Origin of the sequence: Collinsella sp. AM12-1 (assembly GCF_003472325.1) — a bacterium.
In the GTDB taxonomy this organism is placed as follows: Bacteria; Actinomycetota; Coriobacteriia; order Coriobacteriales; family Coriobacteriaceae; genus Collinsella.
This window is the reverse complement of record NZ_QRLS01000037.1, coordinates 1-3,128: the sequence shown is the minus strand read 5'-3', so window position 1 is coordinate 3,128 and position 3,128 is coordinate 1. Positions and strand designations below refer to the sequence as shown.

Annotated in this window: 2 protein-coding genes; both read right to left on the bottom strand. The window is 60.9% G+C overall.

Translation table 11 applies throughout. The annotated features are described in order from the left end of the window. Positions 1-103 precede the first annotated feature (103 nt). A complete protein-coding gene (locus DW136_RS09740) occupies positions 104-898 on the bottom strand; it encodes a Cof-type HAD-IIB family hydrolase (protein ID WP_117630077.1) in 795 nt (264 codons plus the stop codon). Between the two features lie 206 nt (positions 899-1,104). After that, the gene (locus tag DW136_RS09735; RefSeq protein ID WP_117630078.1) at positions 1,105-2,925 is read right to left on the bottom strand and encodes an adenine deaminase; all 1,821 of its coding nucleotides are present in this window, start codon (positions 2,923-2,925) and stop codon (positions 1,105-1,107) included. Positions 2,926-3,128 lie beyond the last annotated feature (203 nt).

The window sequence follows — 3,128 nt, the reverse complement described above, 5'->3', positions numbered from 1 at the left end:
CGCTTCTAATAAAGAAGGCCAAGATTCGGGACGCAGTTCAGCGAAAAAGCTGCAAGGACTGTCCCCCACTGCCGGCAGAAAAGGAACGTCCCCATCTGCCGGATTAAGCGAGACTCTCCAGCACGCGACGGAGCTCCTGCTGGACGGCGTGGTCGCGATTACAACCCACCACGCGATCGGCCACCGCCTTGAGCGCGGGGCGCGCGTTTCCCATCGCACAGCCCGTACCGACAAAGCGAATGATCTCGTAGTCGTTCATCGAGTCGCCAAACGCCATGACCTCGTCGCGTTCGACGCCATAGTGCTCCATGAGCTGTGCGATGCCCGAGGCCTTCGACACACCGGGCTGCATGGCATCGATCCACGCGTTGCCCGAAGGCGCAAAAGTAAAGAGCTGACCGAGTTCACGCTGCAGTACGTAAGCGCTGTCCATAACGGCACCGTCATCGCAAAAGATACTCGCCTTGATGATATTTACGCTGGGATCGGGCAGCTCCCAAATACGCTCGGCATTGGGAAGGTCCTTATCGACCTCACGCACGAACTTGCACTCGTCATCGAGCAAGAAGGACTTGGTTCGGTCAAAAAGCGCAAGATGCAGATTGGGAAACGTCGCGACGGCTTGGGCGAGCCTTCGAATCGCCAGGTGCGAATACACCTCACGGTCTACCATCTTGCCGTCGGCGAAGACCTGGGCACCGTTAGCGGCGACAAAGTCCATCTTGTCGCGAACGGGCGCAAAGAACTCGCACAGGCGATCGTAGCGACGACCTGACGATGCGGCGAAATGCACGCCATGCTCGCGTAGCGCCAGAATCAGTTCGTAGGTCTCGGGAGGCACCTGGCCGTTTTCGTCAAGCAACGTGCCGTCCATATCGGATGCAATCAGTTTAAACATAGAAAAGCTCCCTTCGGGCTTGTTGGAATCGAACGTGTATCCGATTCCAACGTACCCAAAGGGAGCTCAAATAAGACTCCGCGGGCGTAAACGTTACAAGGACCTGGCAAATAGCTCACACATGCCAGAGGTCTCACGGTCGCGGCGTCAGGCGACACGCCAAAGAGTGTCCCCAACGACTAGTCGTTTAAGAACGTCCCCGATGACTAGTCGGCGTAGGTGAAGGTTGTAACGTCGAACATGCCCTCGGGGCGGATGCGGAGCGTCGGGATCACCGGCAGGGGCAGGAAAATGATGCCCATGATGGGGTCGAGCGGCGGCTCAATACCCATGGCGCGCGCCTTGACCATAAAGTCGTCGTGCTGCGCGGCAACGTCCTCGGCCGTACCCTCGCTCATAAGGCCACCGAGCGCCAGCGGAATGCGCGCCACGACCTCGCCGTTGCGCACCAGCACGTGGCCGCCCTGGCCCACGGCCTCAACGGCAGCCATCATATCCGCCGCATTGTCGCCCACCACGCACACGTTATGCGAATCGTGGCCGATCGTGGAGGCAATGGCACCACCGGTGATGGTGAAACCGCGCACCCAACCGCGACCGATATGCTTGCCGACCAAGCCCAGACCGGCGGGGCCGTCGCCGTCGACACCCTCGACCTGCAACGACACGCCACGGCCATGGCGCTCAATCAGCATAATGCGGCGCAAGTCCTCGTCAGTCTCGGGGCGAATCATGCCCGTGATAGCCATGCCCGGGATCACATCGATAACGGCCTCGCCCGGCTTAAAGGCATAGTCGAACACATCGAGCGAAAGCTTCGGCAGCTTAACGGAGGCACGCAGCTCATCGGCAAGGGCCGCAACCTCGGCCATCTCGGGTGCAATCTCGCCCACAAAGGTGCCGTCCTGCGCCACCAGGGCACCGGCGGCATATACGCGATGCGGAGCCGTGGCAAACGTCAGATCATTGAGCACCAGCAGGTCGGCACGCTTGCCCGGGGCAATCGCACCGCGTAGCTCGTACGGGTCGCGGCAGCCGTGATCCAGGCCAAACGCCTCGGCCGTGGAGAGGGACGCCATAGAGATGGCAACCACGGGGTCAATGCCGGCCTCGATAGCCACACGGCAGGCGTTGTCGATCATACCGGTCGAAAGCGCGTCGGAGGGAGCACGGTCGTCGGTCGCAAAGCAGCAGCGGCGGGCACGGGCGGGGTTTTCCAGCAGCATCGGCGACAAGTTGGCCAGGTCATGGCTGCACGTACCCTCGCGCAGCATCACATACATGCCGCGGGACAGCTTGTCGAGTGCCTCCTCGGGAATCGTCGACTCGTGGTCGGCGATAATGCCCGCCGCGGCATAGGCGTTGAGGTCCTTTCCGGCAACGAGCGGCGCGTGGCCGTCAACCTGCTTGGACGGCGTCTGGTTGGCAGCATCGATGCGAGCACAGGTCTCGGGGTCGCCCATAAAGACGCCCGGCAGGTTCATCATCTCACCCAGACCGAAGACATCGCCCGGATACTCGGCAAAAAACGCCTGCATATCGGCGGCGGTAATGACGGCACCGGCCTGCTCATCGGGCAGCGCGGGCACGCACGAGGGCATCATGTACTTGATGGAAATGGGCGCGCGACGGCCGTCCTCGATCATAAAGCGCAGGCCGTCCAGGCCGGAAACGTTGGCAATCTCGTGGCTGTCGGCAATGGCAGTGGTGGTGCCGCGCGTCGCCGCCATGCGCGCATACTCAGCAGGGCGGATGTTCGAAGATTCGATATGCAAGTGCCCGTCGATAAAACCGGGGGCAAGATAGCGGCCCTGGCAGTCGATGACTTCAGCCGCCTCGTAGGTGCCAGCAGCGTCATCGCGACCGTCGTAGAGCACGCCGACGATTACGCCATCCTTGACGGCAACGCTACCGGGCGCCACGCGCTGGCCATATACGTCGACAATCTGCGCATTGGTAAACAGCGTGTCGACGGGCACGCGACCCTCGGCAGCGTCGATCACAGACCTCATGACCTCAACGGACATACATACTCCTTTAACCGTAGAAAAAAGCTGCGGGGCGGACAGACCTTCACCGCAGCAAACCAATAGCCATTGTATGCCCAAAAGAAAGTCCCGCTAACACCCCTTCCGCTTAACGGCACACGCCGCTTGGCGCAATGGGGACAGGCTGCTTTGTACCAATGACTGAACTGCGTCCCGAATCTTGGCCTTCTTTATTAGAAGCG

Excerpts from the sequence above, each read along its gene's own strand:
- DW136_RS09735 (WP_117630078.1), bottom strand. The coding sequence starts at position 2,925 with ATGTCCGTTGAGGTCATGAGGTCTGTGATCGACGCTGCCGAGGGTCGC.
- DW136_RS09740 (WP_117630077.1), bottom strand. The coding sequence starts at position 898 with ATGTTTAAACTGATTGCATCCGATATGGACGGCACGTTGCTTGACGAA.